17 protein-coding genes are annotated in these 14,705 nt (G+C 52.3%); 8 read left to right on the top strand and 9 right to left on the bottom strand.

The window, feature by feature from the left end; genetic code table 11:
* Window positions 1-72: 72 nt before the first annotated feature.
* Complete coding sequence (locus tag NSQ73_RS03680) at window positions 73-1,215, bottom strand: transglutaminase domain-containing protein (protein ID WP_039307218.1); 1,143 nt, start codon at window positions 1,213-1,215, stop codon at window positions 73-75.
* Between the two features lie 51 nt (window positions 1,216-1,266).
* Window positions 1,267-1,710 (bottom strand): hypothetical protein, encoded by a 444-nt coding sequence (locus NSQ73_RS03675; RefSeq protein ID WP_042139835.1) that lies wholly within the window; start codon window positions 1,708-1,710, stop codon window positions 1,267-1,269.
* A 256-nt stretch (window positions 1,711-1,966) separates the two neighbouring features.
* Between NSQ73_RS03675 and NSQ73_RS03670 the strand changes: the two genes are divergently transcribed.
* On the top strand, window positions 1,967-3,142 hold the full coding sequence (locus tag NSQ73_RS03670; RefSeq protein WP_340985424.1) for an MFS transporter: 1,176 nt from the start codon (window positions 1,967-1,969) through the stop codon (window positions 3,140-3,142).
* A gap of 181 nt (window positions 3,143-3,323) precedes the next feature.
* Window positions 3,324-3,674, top strand: coding sequence for a DNA primase (locus tag NSQ73_RS03665; RefSeq protein WP_039307212.1), 351 nt, complete (start codon window positions 3,324-3,326; stop codon window positions 3,672-3,674).
* Window positions 3,675-3,768: 94 nt separating this feature from the next.
* On the opposite strand, the gene NSQ73_RS03660 is transcribed toward NSQ73_RS03665, so the two are convergent.
* Window positions 3,769-4,386, bottom strand: coding sequence for an SCO family protein (locus tag NSQ73_RS03660; RefSeq protein WP_152679882.1), 618 nt, complete (start codon window positions 4,384-4,386; stop codon window positions 3,769-3,771).
* A gap of 56 nt (window positions 4,387-4,442) precedes the next feature.
* A complete protein-coding gene (gene cyoE, locus NSQ73_RS03655; RefSeq protein WP_042217328.1) occupies window positions 4,443-5,375 on the bottom strand; it encodes a heme o synthase in 933 nt (310 codons plus the stop codon).
* A gap of 257 nt (window positions 5,376-5,632) precedes the next feature.
* Between cyoE and NSQ73_RS03650 the strand changes: the two genes are divergently transcribed.
* Both NSQ73_RS03650 and NSQ73_RS03645 read left to right on the top strand, forming a co-directional pair.
* A complete protein-coding gene (locus NSQ73_RS03650; RefSeq protein ID WP_042139837.1) occupies window positions 5,633-6,637 on the top strand; it encodes a metal-dependent hydrolase in 1,005 nt (334 codons plus the stop codon).
* Between the two features lie 421 nt (window positions 6,638-7,058).
* Window positions 7,059-7,250, top strand: coding sequence for a hypothetical protein (locus tag NSQ73_RS03645; protein ID WP_042139839.1), 192 nt, complete (start codon window positions 7,059-7,061; stop codon window positions 7,248-7,250).
* On the opposite strand, the gene trpS is transcribed toward NSQ73_RS03645, so the two are convergent.
* Entirely contained in the window at window positions 7,247-8,236 is a 990-nt protein-coding gene (gene trpS, locus NSQ73_RS03640; RefSeq protein ID WP_042139840.1) for a tryptophan--tRNA ligase, read from the bottom strand. The genes NSQ73_RS03645 and trpS overlap by 4 nt on opposite strands.
* Before the next feature lie 441 nt (window positions 8,237-8,677).
* On the opposite strand from trpS, the gene NSQ73_RS03635 reads away from it, so the two are divergent.
* Both NSQ73_RS03635 and NSQ73_RS03630 read left to right on the top strand, forming a co-directional pair.
* Entirely contained in the window at window positions 8,678-9,649 is a 972-nt protein-coding gene (locus NSQ73_RS03635) for an aldose 1-epimerase (protein WP_340985423.1), read from the top strand.
* 101 nt (window positions 9,650-9,750) lie between these two features.
* A complete protein-coding gene (locus NSQ73_RS03630; RefSeq protein WP_039307200.1) occupies window positions 9,751-9,984 on the top strand; it encodes an alpha/beta-type small acid-soluble spore protein in 234 nt (77 codons plus the stop codon).
* A gap of 131 nt (window positions 9,985-10,115) precedes the next feature.
* Here the strand turns inward: NSQ73_RS03630 and NSQ73_RS03625 are convergent, their stop codons facing one another.
* Both NSQ73_RS03625 and NSQ73_RS03620 read right to left on the bottom strand, forming a co-directional pair.
* Window positions 10,116-10,526 carry a hypothetical protein gene (locus tag NSQ73_RS03625; protein ID WP_042139842.1) on the bottom strand — a complete coding sequence of 137 codons (411 nt, stop codon included), beginning with the start codon at window positions 10,524-10,526 and terminating at the stop codon, window positions 10,116-10,118.
* Window positions 10,527-10,912: 386 nt separating this feature from the next.
* Window positions 10,913-12,712: a M3 family oligoendopeptidase gene (locus NSQ73_RS03620; protein ID WP_340985422.1), complete on the bottom strand. Its 1,800-nt coding sequence runs from the start codon at window positions 12,710-12,712 to the stop codon at window positions 10,913-10,915.
* A 104-nt stretch (window positions 12,713-12,816) separates the two neighbouring features.
* On the opposite strand from NSQ73_RS03620, the gene NSQ73_RS03615 reads away from it, so the two are divergent.
* Window positions 12,817-12,972: a YycC family protein gene (locus NSQ73_RS03615; RefSeq protein ID WP_076248154.1), complete on the top strand. Its 156-nt coding sequence runs from the start codon at window positions 12,817-12,819 to the stop codon at window positions 12,970-12,972.
* Window positions 12,969-13,199 carry a hypothetical protein gene (locus NSQ73_RS03610; protein ID WP_039307194.1) on the top strand — a complete coding sequence of 77 codons (231 nt, stop codon included), beginning with the start codon at window positions 12,969-12,971 and terminating at the stop codon, window positions 13,197-13,199. The genes NSQ73_RS03615 and NSQ73_RS03610 overlap by 4 nt, the downstream gene beginning before the upstream one ends.
* A 122-nt stretch (window positions 13,200-13,321) precedes the next feature.
* On the opposite strand, the gene NSQ73_RS03605 is transcribed toward NSQ73_RS03610, so the two are convergent.
* Window positions 13,322-14,026, bottom strand: a complete 705-nt coding sequence (locus NSQ73_RS03605; RefSeq protein ID WP_340985421.1) for a DUF2225 domain-containing protein — start codon at window positions 14,024-14,026, stop codon at window positions 13,322-13,324.
* Window positions 14,027-14,053: 27 nt separating this feature from the next.
* Window positions 14,054-14,437, bottom strand: coding sequence for a globin domain-containing protein (locus NSQ73_RS03600; protein ID WP_042139845.1), 384 nt, complete (start codon window positions 14,435-14,437; stop codon window positions 14,054-14,056).
* Window positions 14,438-14,705: the final 268 nt, after the last annotated feature.

The following is a 14,705-nucleotide window of genomic DNA, read 5'->3' as shown; positions in this document are numbered from 1 at the left end:
CCGGCAGTCCACAGGCAGAGCTCTTCTTACACGCTGTTATTGTACCATAGATGGAGGAGCTCCCGCTTCTTGTCAGAGGATGTTTTCCTTGATATGCGTTGAATCGAAATCCTTGGTATTGAACCAGTTACCGCTGCTGGCCCAGGTAGAATCCAGCGGAATCCAGGCTTCCCTGCTGCTGATATAGACCTCATTCCAGGCATGGGGGCCATAACCGCCCTGCCCGTCATAGCCCCTGCCGGTTACAACCCGCACCTGAAGGCCCTGCGAACGGGCCATCATGGCATAGAGGCGGGCATAATCTATACATACCCCCAGCCGGGTATCAAAGGTATCCTGCGGAGTCTGCTCATGCCAGATCCGTTTCTGCTCATAGTTCTCTGCCTTGGTATAGTCATAGGTGATGCGTGAGCCGATCCAATCATAGAGCAGCTTGGCCTTCTCTTCATCCCCGTCAGCCTGTCCGGCAATATCTGCGGCTGCACCGGCGATGTCCGCGGAGATATCATGGTCAATCACTTCATATTTGCGCCGCAAAATATCATTCATCTCGGCGGCTACCGCCTTGGTCAGCACCGGAAGCTTACCCCGGACCTGTTCACCGGCCAGCGGCTCAAATACCGCTGCCGCACTCTGGCTGTAGATCGGCGAGGACTCCACGTAGCGGCTGAAGCCGCTGTCCGGATTCAGCCCTACGCCGATGTAGAGCGCGAAGACCAGGACAAGTGCGCGGGCAAGCCCTGCAGCGAAGCCGAGAACGGCACCGCTCAGACGGCTGGCCCCCGTAATCTTCCCTGTAGTCCTTGAAGAAAATCGCGGCAGCCGGAAAGGCAGGAGCAGGAACAGCAGACCCAGCATTAGGCGGATCAGACTGTAGGACAGAAGGAGCAGGAGCAGGAACCGCACAAGCGGAGAGTTCGCCAGCACCGATACTGCTGTGTAATACACCTGCTGCCACTGGCTCAGCCGGATGTCAGGGAGAACAACGCCTGATGCCCACTCCCCGGCTAGTGGCGAGAGGTATACAGCGGCCGGAACCGCCATGATCAGGGCCGCGATCGCCATTATTCCTGATCCGAGCAGTCCAAACAGCCCTCCGGCTGCTCTTTTGAAGCCCCGGCCCCAACCCTGCAGTACGGAGAACAGCACGACCACCAGCAGGACGATCGAGATGATATTGGCCTCACTAAGACTATCTATCCAGCTGTTTAGCATCTCTCTCGCTCCTCCTTCTGCGGCTATATAGTCCTTGGTTCAGCTGCACTTTTATTTGCCGGCCTGCTTCCGGGCTTCATCGATAAATGTTTTGGTGGTATCCGTTACACTCCACTTTCCAAGACTGACCCCGCGGAAGATTACTTCAACCTTATCCTCTGCTGCTGAGCCCTTCACTTCCAGGTTCGGAGTAGTGATCGTAAAAGTACCGTCACCGCCGGAGGTATACACCGCATCCTGCGCTTCCTTAAGCATGACTTCCTGCGCTTCGTTCTTCAGTGTGCTGACCGTCCCGTCCGCCACTTTGTTAACAGCATTACCTATCTGATCCATGGTCACCCCGCTGTAGATGAACAGGCCTGCAACGATAATGATAACAATTGCCCATTTCAGTACAGTCTTAACGAGATTAATTACTGCAAACAGCAGGACAAGCGCAATAACGATAACAAGCCAATTCTCTCTGATAAATTGTGACCACACTGCCGGATCCATCAATTTCACAACACCCCTATCGCAAATTTCGCCACTCCGGAACTCCTGTCCCGTCAGACATTTCAATAATAATCATTATTATACATGAATGCCTCTTATAATTCATGGTTCCCGGGCTGCAGAAGCGCATACAGAGTTTGGCCAAGAAAATGGTATAAGCCCCCTCCGGCGCACGTAAAGTACAAGTAGGCCGTTTCTTCCAAGTGAATTCCGTTCCATTACTCATCGGCTGGCCACCAATCTGGAGGTGTTACCCGTGAAAACCGCGCTGTGGCTGTATCTGTTTCTGTTCCTGGCCTTCTTTGACCTGCATGCCCAGTATCCCATTCTGACGCCGTTTGCCATGTCTTTGGGAGCTGGGCCGGCCTTCATCGGCTGGATGATGGGGATGTATTCGCTGACCCACCTCCCCGGCAACCTGCTGGCCGGTGTACTGGTTGACCGCAACGGCAGCCGCCGTTACATCGTCTTTGCCCTTACAGCAGCCGGGCTAATTCTGCTGCTGCAGGCCCATGCCCAGCTGCCCTGGCATCTGCTGCTGCTGCGCGCAGCAAGCGGCTTCGCACTGGCCTTCCTCTCGCCTGCCTGCATGACCCTGCTGGCCTCCCTCTCCTCTGACCCGGCTACCCAGGGCAAGTACATGTCAGGCCACGGGATCATCCACACGTTGGCCTCTGTGGTCTCACCGGCGGCTGGTGCGTTCATCGTGGCCAAGGCCGGCTATTCCGGTACCTTCAGCACGCTGGGCTGGCTGCTGATCCTGACAGGTGTGATGGCCTTCTTCAGTGTCCCGAAGCATTCTCCTGCGCTGGCTGTACACAAACCCGCTCTGCCGCTGCCGCAGGAGAAAGCAGCGAATCCGCTGTCAGCCGATATTCCAGTCTCTAAGCGCTACTATCTGCTGCCTTTTTTCGTATCCTGCTCCCAAGGGGTACTCTTCTTTGAACTTCCGCTGTCTCAAGGAAGCGGCGGAATGATTTCGACCGGAATTCTGCTGTCGCTGCTCAGCTTGGGGGCACTACTGACCCTCAGCCTGTTCTTCCTGAACCGGCTGGCCCCTGGCATCCGCATTGCTGCCGCCCTGCTGGGAATGGCGATCTGCTTCTTCACTCTGGCCGCCTTCCGCAGCATCCCGGCGGGAGCCGTTCTGTTCATGCTGGGCGCAGCCAAAGGTGTGTTATTCCCGGCCATGGCTTCCCTGTTCATCAGTCTGGGCGGTGCAGGCCGGATGGGCCGTACCTTCTCGCTGCAATCCATCGCCATGTCGCTCGGGGCATTTGCCGGGCCGGTAGCCGCCGGACAGCTGCGGGACTATGTCTCCCCTTACTTCATTGCCTTCGTGCTGCTGATGACAGCCCTTCTGCTGCTTCCCCCCGGGAGATCCGGCAGTCCCGCTGCTTATTCTCCGGGCTTGAACGGCCATGCCGCCTGATTCCAGCCGCATTCGCCAGCAATCACCCGCATTTTTTCTGCCGGGTGATTGTTTGTTTGATGACGTTTGTTTTTACGACATTTCCCGGGGAATGAATACATATTGCTCTTTGAGCTGTTAAAATTGGCGAAGCTTAGGTACAATATCGTCATAACCAACTACGATCCGGGAGTGAGCAACAATGTCTATTACCATTATTGTCGAAGGCAAGAATGACCGCAGCCGGCTGAGACGGCTGCTCGCGCCGGAGGTCGACATTCTGTGCACTTTCGGCACCTTGAACACACTCAAGCTGGAATCCCTGCGCCGCACTGTCGGTGATGGAGAAGTATACCTGTATATGGACAATGACAGCTCCGGCAAAAAAATCCGCGGCGTACTGCGCGATGCCTTTCCCGATGCGGTGCATATGTATACCCGGCGGGGTTATGCCGGTGTCGAAGGCACTCCTGACGAGTACAGCATCACCCAGCTCGAAAAAGCCGGGCTTGAGGAATATATTCTCTATCCGCAGCCGTTCAGCAACAACTAGCTGGCTCCGGTCTATAGTTCAACACCAAAAACGCCTTGCCGGTCCTCCTTAAATGGAAGGAATCCGGCAAGGCGTTTGGTATATTTCGGCAAATCTATTCACGGGCCAGCTTCTTAACCGATTCTGCCAGAAACTCGGGAGTCACATTCTCCGTATCGCCGGCATCATATAATCCCCGGAGGCGGTTGGTCCGGTCTACCAGACCAATAAGGTTGGCATGGGCGAAATCATCCTTACTGTTGCCGTAGATCAGAACCTTGAATGATTCTGCCGCCAGCTTACGCACCTGCTCCTGATCCCCGCGCAGGAAATACCAGCCGTTATAATCGGCATGAAACTTGTCGCCGAATGCCTTGATCGCTTCACGTGTGTCGTTCTCCGGGTCAAAGGAAATGGAGACAAATTCAATATCCTTGCCGAAGCTGCCATCCTTCACCAGCAGATCCTGTGTCTGTGACAGCATGTAAGTAGTAATAGGGCACACATCCGGGCATTCGGTGAAGAAGAAATAGACCAGCCTTGCTTTGCCTGCCGTATCCGCAAGGCTCACCTGCTGTCCATCCACATTCTCCAGAGAGAAGTCCTGTACCTCCCCGATGACCGGCAGCTTCTTGTCTCCGAAGCTAAGCGAATTCACTACCAGATAGACGGCCATAATTACCGCCGCCAGCAGCATCAGCCAGGTCCATTTATAGCGTTTCAAGGTCTGCACAGGACCCCTCCCCATTCATCATAAGAATCCGTACTTCCACCGCGTGTATCTATAATTTAACCGTGGATCGTATTCAATACCAGCACAATCAGACTTATGGTCAGATAGTTAATGGAGAAGAAGAAATTTTTCTTGGCCCAGGCATCATCATCCTTCGCCTTAAATCCGATTAAGGTTAAATAGAGCCAGGCCAGCGACAAAGCTGACGATACAATCAGATAAAATATTCCTGCATAGTCATACATGTACATCAGTACAGGGATAGGCAGCAGCAGTGCCACATAAGGGATCATCTGGAATTTGGTGCGGCGTGTCCCTTTGACCACTGGAAGCAGCGGGAACCCTGCGGCCCTATACTCCTCTTTGCGGCGGATACCAAGTGCCCAGAAGTGGGGCGGCTGCCACAGGAAGAGCATGGCGAACAGCAGCCAGGCACCAAGGTCCACGGTTCCGGTAACAGCCACATAACCGATTACAGGCGGCATGGCACCGGAGATGGCTCCCACGGATGTGCTCCAGGTAGATGTTCTTTTGAGCCAAAGGGTATACACTACAACATATACGAACATGCCGACGATGCCAAACAGTCCGGCCAGTACTCCGCAGAAAGCAAACAGCACAGCCAGGCCGGCAATACCGAGCCCAATGCCGTACAGCAGCACTGTCTGAGGCTTCAGCCTGCCTGTAGGCAAGCCACGCTCACGGGTTCTTTCCATCTTCATATCCAGATCCCGGTCGAAATAATTATTGAATACACAGGCCGAGGCCATAACCAGCATAGTGCCGAGCAGGGTAAGGATTAAGCGCCCATATTGTACATCCCAGCCTGAAGCTACCCAGTAGCCTGCAAAAGCAGCGATCAGATTGGAACGGATAATACCGGGTTTCGTCACCGTAATGAAGTCGCGCCAGCTTGCACCTTCCGGTGGAGACTTGGCAGACATTGATGCGGAATCGGAAGAAGCTTGATATCTCAATTGATTGTCCACGTATGGTGTTCCTCCTTCTAAGGGACTTCTTAACGTTCCGCCGGAGCCTGAGTAACCGTTCGGCTACATCTGGATAATATTACTCGCTCCGCTATTAACTTTATCATAGCAAACTGGGAAAGACTTTGACAATCATTGACCATGATGTTCATCAATTCGACAATTACGTGACAATATTTATTTCCTCCCCCCTAAATAACTGGACGCTAAATTGGGTAGTTATTAATAGAGAACTTCCGTACAAAGGAGATCTGACAATGGATACCGCTACACATTTTGTTATGGGACTGGGACTCGCCGGTCTGTCGTTCGTTGATCCTTCAGTCGCCGCGAATGGGACACTTGCCGGTGCCGTAATGGTCGCTACTGTACTCGCTTCTCAGGCACCGGATGCTGATACTGCGCTGCGGCTGAAGGACAATGCAGTTTATATCCGCAATCACAGGGGAATCACCCATTCCCTGCCCTTTTTACTGTTATGGCCGGCTCTGATCACAGTGGTCATAGGTCCGGTCTTCGGATTAACGGATCTCCATGCCTTAAGCCATATTGCGCTTTGGAGCTTCATCGGCGTTGCCATCCATGTGTTCTCGGATCTGTTCAACACCTATGGGACCCAGGCGGCACGCCCGTTCACCGAGAAATGGATTGCCTGGAATATTATCCACATCTTCGATCCGTTCATCTTCGGCAGCCATGCGGCAGCGATCATTCTCTGGATCAGCGGGATTGTGCCTCCGGCGCCCTTGTTCATTACGCTATACGCAAGCATCGTCTTGTATTACATCTGGCGGACGCTCGTACATGCGCGTATCACACGCAACATCAAGAACAAGGATGTGCACCATAACGCTGGTGACCGGTACTTTGTCATCCCTACGATTTCACCTACACGCTGGAACGTGGTCAAAGCCAAGCCGGATGGCAGCTACAACGTCGGACTGCTGAACAACGGCAAGCTGGAATGGTTCAAGCATGCGGTGTGCTCCACTCACCCCGCTGTTGAACATTCGAAATCCCATCCGGATATTCAGGCTTTTCTGTACTTCACCTCTTACGCTGTCGCCGAGGTCGAAGAGCTGCCCTCTGGTTATATTGTACGCTGGGGGGATGTTCGTTATTTACACCGTAAGCAATTCCCGTTCGTTGCAGTACTGGTCATGGACAACCAGTATCATCCGCTGAATACTTATGTAGGCTGGCTCAGCAGTGAGAAGCTCGATGAGCGCTTCGCCATTGATCCGGGGACAGTTAAGACATAGCAGCGTAAACAAGGCATATCCTGAAGATGGATGGCATCCGCCCATGCGGATGCCATCTTTTTAATTTATACGGGCAATGAGTTGAAGCTCACCCTCTTTACGAATTGTTGTATGAAATACAGCAATTCCCCCGCTTAGCGGCTATGAAGGAGGAGAATGCTGCCTTTTGCAACAATTTTTGATTAGAGGCGATTTAATAAAGAAAATGTTGTATTCTGTGCAGGATTCCGTCATTGGACCTTTACTGGATTCTGAGGTCTAATTCTCTCACCGCCTCTTGACGCCCCGGACCGCATAAGGCACAATCACAATAAAGCGGTTACAGTTTATACTTCATGATATGAATTGAAAATCCCGGGGTGCAGAAAGCACTCCGGGACTCGCTCCACCGCTATTGCAGCAGAAAGGAAGGCTGGAACATATGGGTAAAGGTCTGTCACTGTGGTTCGCCTGCTCTTCAATTCTCATACTTACGGCAGCTTCCATTTCAATCAGCTATAACATTTGGCTGGCGCTGCTGCTCGGCGCCCTGTGCGTGCTCAATATCGGCTGGGGCTTCATCATCAAAGCCCGGCTGAGACGCAAGGCCGAGCGCAAGCTGCCCTCCTCTTAACGGTAAGGCAGGAAGCCCATCCGTTCCTTCACGCCTTCCAGTGTCCGGGCAGCACTGCTGCGCGCGCTTTCGGCACCTTGAGCCAGAATATCGCCCAGTGTGCCTGAGCTGCGGATCTCATGGTATCTCTGCTGGATGGGTTCAAGCAGGGCGACGATTACTTCGCCAAGCTCTTTTTTGAAGCCGCCATACATTTGCCCTTCATACTTGTCAGCTATCTGCTGGAGGCTCATTCCCGAGCATTCGGCATAGATACTCATCAGGTTGCTGATCTCAGGCTTATTGGCCGGATCAAATACCACTTCGCGTCCTGAATCCGTGGTTGCGCGGCTGATCTTTTTGCGGATGACATCCGGCGGATCCAGCAGACCGATTCTGCTGCCGGCATTGGGGTCGCTTTTGCTCATTTTTTTGGTCCCGTCATCCAGAGACATAATCCGCGCCCCGACTTCAGGAATATACGGCTCAGGAATGGTGAAGAAATCACCGAACCGGTGATTGAAGCGCCCCGCCAAGTCGCGGGTCAGCTCCAGATGCTGCTTCTGGTCTTCACCCACCGGTACCAGATCGGCGTTGTAGACCAGGATATCTGCAGCCATCAGCGATGGATATACGAATAATCCGGCTCCTACGGATTCTTTGCCTGCCGATTTATCCTTAAACTGCGTCATCCGTTCCAGCTCACCCATAGCAGTCAGTGTAGTCAGAATCCATCCCAGCTCAGCATGCTGAGGCACGTGGGACTGCATGTAGACATGGGAGATGGCAGGATCAATGCCTGCAGCCAGATACAATGCAGCTACCGATTCCGAATTCTCACGAAGGGCAGCGGGGTCTTGGGCAACCGTAATGGCATGCAGATCCACCACCATGAAGTAACATTCATATTCCCTTTGAAGCTTGACGAAATTCTTGATCGCTCCGATATAATTCCCGAGTGTGAGCGAACCGCTGGGCTGAATCCCCGATAATACTTTTTTAGCCATGATCTTTATCCTCCATCATCTGTTTATTCCGTTTGCGTCAGGACGCAAAAAGGCCCCACATCCGCAAGGGACGTGAGACCGTGGTACCACCCTTATTCGCTGCTCCTAAGTTATCCCTGAAGGACAGGCAAGCAGCCTTAGCTTCCGTTAACGGGGAAGAGCCGGCCGGTCTACTGAAGGCTTATGCAGCCCGTTCGATCGCGGCGCTCAAGGGTCCATTCGGTCAGAGGTGCACCACCGGTTCACATCAGCCACCGGCTTTCTGAAGGTACAGTCCATGCTTACTTGTCCCTGTCATCACGTTGTTGTCATTCATTGTTGCCTTCATCATAGAGCGTGCCGGAGAAGTTGTCAAATCTCTAACCACCGCCGAATAAATCTGGTATGATAAGGATATTCGTGTATGATCTGATTACAGTTTATCAAAGGAGCATATCTCTTATGAAACAGGTGACCAAAGGGCAGTGGAACGGTTATGATACGTACATTTTGCATAGCCGTGAGCTGGAAGTCACGCTTTTGCCCCGGCTGGGGAACAATGTAATTTCCTTATGGGACCGCAAGGAGGAGCGGCAAATCCTGCGCCAGCCTGATGAAAGCGACTTGGCTTTTTATATTCAGAAACCTTATCACTTCGGCATTCCGCTTCTGGTACCGCCCGGCCGTATCCGAAACGGGCAGTTCGCGTTCGATGGCACCAGCTACCAGTTCGACCGGAATTCAGGCGATCATCATATTCACGGCCTGCACCGTACCCAAGCCTGGTGCGTCAGCGATATTGAAGAGGACGAGGAGGGCTGCGCGGTAACAACCGAATTCACAACTACGGATGATCCGGAGTGGATCAGGCAATTTCCCGAGCCGCTGAAGCTTGAGATGACATTCCGCCTGCAGGGCCCCGACCTGGTGCAGACACTCAAGGTTACCCATCTGGGCGGCAGGCGCATTCCATTTGGTATCGGCTATCATACATGGTTCATGCTTGACGGCGCCCCTGAGCGCTGGAGCCTAACTCTCCCTGTGCAAAGCGTTTATGAGCTAAATAATGAACTCCTGCCTAGCGGACATTTATTACCGCTCGGTGAACTCGATAGTCTTAACAGCCATATGAACCTCCAAGGCAAGAATCTGGATACGGCCCTGAGGATGGATGATCATCAGCCTGCCGAAGCGTTACTGATGCGCGATGACGGCTATGGACTGCGTTATTCGGTGGACAAGGAACAATTCCGCCATTGGGTCCTCTATACCAAAGGAGAAGCTGACCAGTTCCTCTGCATTGAACCGCTCACCTGGCTTCCGGATGCGCCGAATCTTCAGCAGGATGCTTCCTTCACCGGAATGGCCACGCTTGAACCGGGCCAGACACTCGTGCTTGGCAGCTGCTTGCAGATGATTTATCCCGGCCAATAAATTTCATATAATTACCAGCCTCTAAACCTTCGAAATTCGTGCATGAATTCTCCCCCTAGCGCTCATACTATCTTCACAACGGGCGAAGGAGGTGAACAAACATGGGTCAAGCAGGTCAACAAGGTCGTGGTAGCCGTTCTAACAACCTGGTCGTTCCTCAAGCGAATGCAGCGCTGCAGCAGTTGAAATATGAAGCAGCACAAGAGCTTGGAGTAACTATCCCGGCTGACGGTTATTATGGGAACTACACTTCCCGCGAAACCGGTTCTTTGGGAGGATACATCACCAAACGTCTGGTGCAACTGGCAGAGCAACAACTGTCCGGTCGTTCGTAGTAGCAGCCTTATCATAAGTATCCGGCCAAGCGCATAGCTTAGGCCGAGCAGCTTCACAGCCCTCCCGCGCTTCTCGTCGAAGCGCAGGGGGCTTTTTATATGGGCATGCAAAGATATATATAATCGGGTAATCAGCCAAAGGACTGGTCGGAGACATCGCCATGGTTACTGCGGGGGTAGCGGATCATCAGGTTGGCCATATTGTAATTAGACTCCAGTGTCGCATCCACCACCACCATCCCCTGGCGGACGGCAAATTCATAGCTGATCTCGCCATGAGTCCAGCGCTTCTTGTACTTCAGGCTCTCCAGAGCCATCACCCGGAAAGAAGATTGCTGACCCGCAGTTAATCCTTCCTGCTCCGCTGCATAGCTCCCGCTGCGACCGGCAAGCGGATTATGGCGGATGCCGAACTTTCCGATGACGTTATTTCTGATTTGCACAAATACGATACCGGAAGTCAATCCTGACAATTCTTCCTGCAGTTCCTTAAACACCAGATCGATTTGTCTTGCCAGCGATAGTTGTTCCGTCCTCAACATACATATCCTCCTAGAAGTTTTGTGGGTGATACAAATTCCATGATTCAGCTTCACAAAACCCGCTTCGTAAGCTATGGCTTAAGTTTTGTGTGGGTAAAAATACAGAGTAGTAAAGTATCAGCCTAACAGCCCTTATATAAGGCTTTAGGCACATTATAGGTCACTAATTAAACGCATTCAACATTATCCAACATAATTGGGTTATTATCCCTATGAATGCGCAAATTTCTTAATACCATTAGCTAAATCAATCCTTTTATCGCCCTTTTTCGACAAAAACGCAACTAAAAAAGCCCCTGTTTCCAGGGGCTTTGCGTATTCATACCATATTCTATAGCTATTGCTTTACTGCAAAAAATTCAATTCGCCTTATTTCCGACAAATTCTTAGGCCAGATGCGCTGTCATTTCCAGGAATTCATTAATGTCTGCAGTAATCAAATCTGCGGCCCCCTGCCAGAAGTCCGGCTTGGACAAGTCCACGCCAAGATGCTTCGACACCAGATTCTCCAGTGTCATAACTCCGGTATCCTTCAGCAGGCTGTCATATTTATCAGCAAAGGATGCACCTTCCTGCAAAGCAAGCCGGTACAGTCCGGTACTGAACATATATCCGACAGTGTAAGGGAAGTTGTAGAACGGCACATCCGTAATATAGAAATGAAGCTTGGAGGCCCAGAAATGCGGGTGGTACTCCGAGAGCACACCGCAGAAGGCTTCTTTCTGCGCTTCTTCCATCATGGCAGACAGTTCTTCCGCATTCACCAGACCCTCCTTGCGTTTCTCGTAGAAGCGGGTCTCAAACAGGAAGCGGGCATGAATATTCATGAAGAACGCTACGCTGTTCTGAATCTTCGCTTCAAGCAGCGCCAGCTTCTCCTCAGCATTGCCTGCGGATTTCACCTGTGCATCAGCCACTATGACTTCGGCGAAGGTCGAGGCCGTCTCAGCCACGTTCATGGCATAGTTCTGATTGAACAGCGGCTGGTCATCCAGCAGGAATGAATGATAGGCGTGACCGAGCTCATGCGCAAGCGTCGATACATTGGACGGAGTACCGCTGTAGGTCATAAAGATGCGCGATTCTTTGCTCTCCGGGAATGATACGCAGAATCCTCCGGGGCGTTTGGCCGCACGGTCTTCGACCTCAATCCATTCATTGTCAAAAGCATGTTCGGCGAAATCCGCCAGCTTCGGACTGAATTTGCGGAACTGGGTAACAATATCGGCTGCCGCTTGTTCATAAGGGATTTTGCCGGAGGACTTGCCGACAGGCGCTTCCACATCAACCCAGGCCAGGGATTCCAGACCCAGAAGCTTCGCCTTGCGCTGCAGGTAGGACACAATCGCAGGCTTGTTCTTCGTAATAACCTCCCACATCACATCGAGCGATTCCCGCGTCATGCGGTTAATGCCAAGCGGCTCCTTCAGCACATCCTCCCAGCCCCGGCCCTTATACAGCTTCAGGCGGAAGCCGGCCAGATGGTTAAGGGTGTCGGCACAATAATCAGCAGCGCCGGCCCAGGCCTCTTCCCATTTGCGGAACATGGTGCTGCGGACCTCAGGGTCCTCGTCATCCAGCTTGTTGAAGGCTTGGCCGGCAGACAGCAGCTTCAGGCCTTCTTCATCCTCAAAAGGAATCTGGACCCGGCTCACGATCGTTTCGTAATGCTCGCTCCAGCCATGGTATCCGTCAACTGCCAGTTCAAGCGCAAGGCTCTCAAGCTCCGGACTCATCTTCTCCCGGGCCTGATCACGGCTCTCACTGAGCACGAAGCTCAGCGGGGCAATCTCCGGCCGTGCCATCCATTCAGCCCATACCCCGTCCGGAGTCTGGCGCAGCACATTGTCGAATGCAGAGCTGACGCCCTCGAATCCGGCCCGCATGCCAGTTACCTTGGACGACAGCCTTACAGCCCCTTTGTCCTGCTGATTCTGGGCTCCCAGACAGCCGGTGAATTCTGCAGCCTGCGTGAGGCGTCCGGCACAGCTCTGCAGCAGTTCGATCACACCGTCCAGCGACCCCGTAGAAGCAGCATCGGTTGGCGCAACTGCCGCAGCGACCTGCCGGCGCAAGCTTTCAATGTCTTCCTCCAGATGGTTCAAAAAACTCTCAAACTGGGGGGAAGCCGAACCTCCAGGGAAAATGGATTCCAGTTCCCAGGTCAATGATAAAGGCTGTTTCATGTATTCTCACCATTCCTTTGTTCATATTGGTTTTCTTTGTATTTGTGCTGCAGCCATGGTAAAGTGAATTACGATAGTCCACCAATGTTAAGGAGGCCACCCTTGTGAAGCCACTGCAAATTTCGCCGGAAACGGCCATTACGTTATCCAAACAACTCGGCGTTCCGCTGGAACACCTGATGCATATGCCTCAACATATCCTGCTGCAAAAAATCGCCGAATTATCCAAGAAAGCAAGTACAGAGCAGGACAAGGAATGATTCCCTTTAGCCATACCTGGCCTTATGATATTATTCTGGGAGACATGTACGTGCAATACTGCCCGTTCTGCGACCAGGAGAATGTTCTTCTGCCTATGAAGCCCAAAGAGCTGCAAATCGTGCGTGACGGCAAAAAAAAGCTGCTGGTCTTCCCCTGCTGCAGTGCCAGCCCCACGGTCATCGACAATGACGGGGACTATCTGCTGTTCGACCGGGCTGTCCGCTAAGCAGCGGAAGACAGTTCCCCGGCTTCAGTCACCAAATACAGGCGTATGAGGAGTTTTCTCTTCTACGCCTTTTTGGTGTCCGGATGACTCCGGACCGACATTCAAAATCCAAGTGCGGTTCTCTATGTAGCCGACGGAAGCCCGTCCGGATCAATCTCTTCTCCGCGCATCTGCTCCCGCAGAATGGCCCACTGTTCACGTGAAGCGCGGATCATAGCCGCATCTGTAATTCTCTGGTCATTAATTACGCGGGAGAACCACCTCACAGCCACAGCGAAATCACCGACACGGCGGTTAAGCTCCCCGATCAGATACATCAGACGGGCATCATTTCCTCCGGAGGAATCATTCTCGAACACCTTCACATACTCATCAAGCGAGTAACGCAAGAAACGCTGCTCCTGTACCGTATCCCCTTGATAGCGGTATAGCCAGGCAATATGGTGCAGCAGGCTTGCAATGATCCGTTCCTTGTCCTTGATGCTTTGTGCGCAGATCAGAGCCAGCTTGTAAGTCTCCAGAGCTACCTCCCAGCTGCGCTTGTCCCCGAAGTCACGGGTTACCCAGCGTCTGCCCACCTGCGCTTCAAAAGATTTGCGCTGCCATTCCACCAGTTTGTCTGCTGAATTCTCCGTGGATGCGAAGCCGCACTTCGGACAGACACGCACAACATAATAGTCAGGATTCTCATCCTTGTAATACGAGCAGAAATCAGCATCACGGCGGATGGCTTTTTTGAGACTGGGACGTACTCTGGATGTTGAAAATTCATGTTCGCAGTTGCAGCATACAACCTTAATTGAATACAGGGGTATTAATTCCGGCAAAACGCCCTCATCCTTTCACAGCAGCTCTTATTCATGGGGCATATTGACAAAATGATGCGCAGGACCCGCCAGCCGGCTGAGTACGAACGAACGCAGGGGCTCTTCCACACCGGTCTCTTCAAGTGCGGCCTTCATGCAGTTCAGCCAGTCATCCGCCCGTTCCGGAGTGATGGGAATATGCATATGCCTGGCTCTCATCATGGGATGGCCGTGCTGCTCCGAATAAAGTGCAGGACCACCAAAAAACTGGCTTAGAAACTGATATTGCTTCTCCAGTACAGGAGTAATATCTTCAGGAAATAACGGACTTAGCTGCGGGTGGAGCTGTACCTTGGAGTAGAACACTTCCACCAGACGGTGAACTCCCTCGGCACCTCCCAGGTTGTCAAACAGACTCTCATTCGAATTCATTGGAGGCTTCAGCCTTCTTCCCTGTTAATCTGACAAGCAGTTATTTTATTATACCAAAAAATAAGCTCCACAGTTATCCCTGCCTTAAGACATGCATCCTAAGGGAAAAAACACAAAAAAAAGGCGCCAAACCTAAGTTCAGCGCTCGTTAACTACTGTAGTCAGTAGGTTCTAAATTCTTCATCACCAGGCGGGACAAGAGAGACCCGGATTACATATACAAAAGCACAAACAAGAACTCCGGCAACTACACTCATCACCATCACTC

Origin of the sequence: Paenibacillus sp. FSL R10-2736, assembly GCF_038000245.1 — a bacterium.
Lineage (GTDB): Bacteria > Bacillota > Bacilli > Paenibacillales > Paenibacillaceae > Paenibacillus_AQ > Paenibacillus_AQ phytohabitans.
The sequence above is the reverse complement of the archived record's forward strand: the minus strand, read 5'-3'. Positions and strand labels throughout refer to the sequence as shown.

Bases quoted from the DNA above. Each gene is read 5' to 3' on its own strand.
- NSQ73_RS03665 (WP_039307212.1), top strand. From the start codon at position 3,324: ATGTCTATTACCATTATTGTCGAAGGCAAGAATGACCGCAGCCGGCTG.
- NSQ73_RS03635 (WP_340985423.1), top strand. From the start codon at position 8,678: ATGAAACAGGTGACCAAAGGGCAGTGGAACGGTTATGATACGTACATT.
- NSQ73_RS03650 (WP_042139837.1), top strand. From the start codon at position 5,633: ATGGATACCGCTACACATTTTGTTATGGGACTGGGACTCGCCGGTCTG.
- trpS (WP_042139840.1), bottom strand. From the start codon at position 8,236: ATGGCTAAAAAAGTATTATCGGGGATTCAGCCCAGCGGTTCGCTCACA.
- NSQ73_RS03645 (WP_042139839.1), top strand. From the start codon at position 7,059: ATGGGTAAAGGTCTGTCACTGTGGTTCGCCTGCTCTTCAATTCTCATA.
- NSQ73_RS03600 (WP_042139845.1), bottom strand. From the start codon at position 14,437: ATGAATTCGAATGAGAGTCTGTTTGACAACCTGGGAGGTGCCGAGGGA.
- NSQ73_RS03610 (WP_039307194.1), top strand. From the start codon at position 12,969: ATGATTCCCTTTAGCCATACCTGGCCTTATGATATTATTCTGGGAGAC.
- NSQ73_RS03625 (WP_042139842.1), bottom strand. From the start codon at position 10,526: ATGTTGAGGACGGAACAACTATCGCTGGCAAGACAAATCGATCTGGTG.
- NSQ73_RS03675 (WP_042139835.1), bottom strand. From the start codon at position 1,710: ATGGATCCGGCAGTGTGGTCACAATTTATCAGAGAGAATTGGCTTGTT.
- NSQ73_RS03630 (WP_039307200.1), top strand. From the start codon at position 9,751: ATGGGTCAAGCAGGTCAACAAGGTCGTGGTAGCCGTTCTAACAACCTG.
- NSQ73_RS03620 (WP_340985422.1), bottom strand. From the start codon at position 12,712: ATGAAACAGCCTTTATCATTGACCTGGGAACTGGAATCCATTTTCCCT.
- NSQ73_RS03680 (WP_039307218.1), bottom strand. From the start codon at position 1,215: ATGCTAAACAGCTGGATAGATAGTCTTAGTGAGGCCAATATCATCTCG.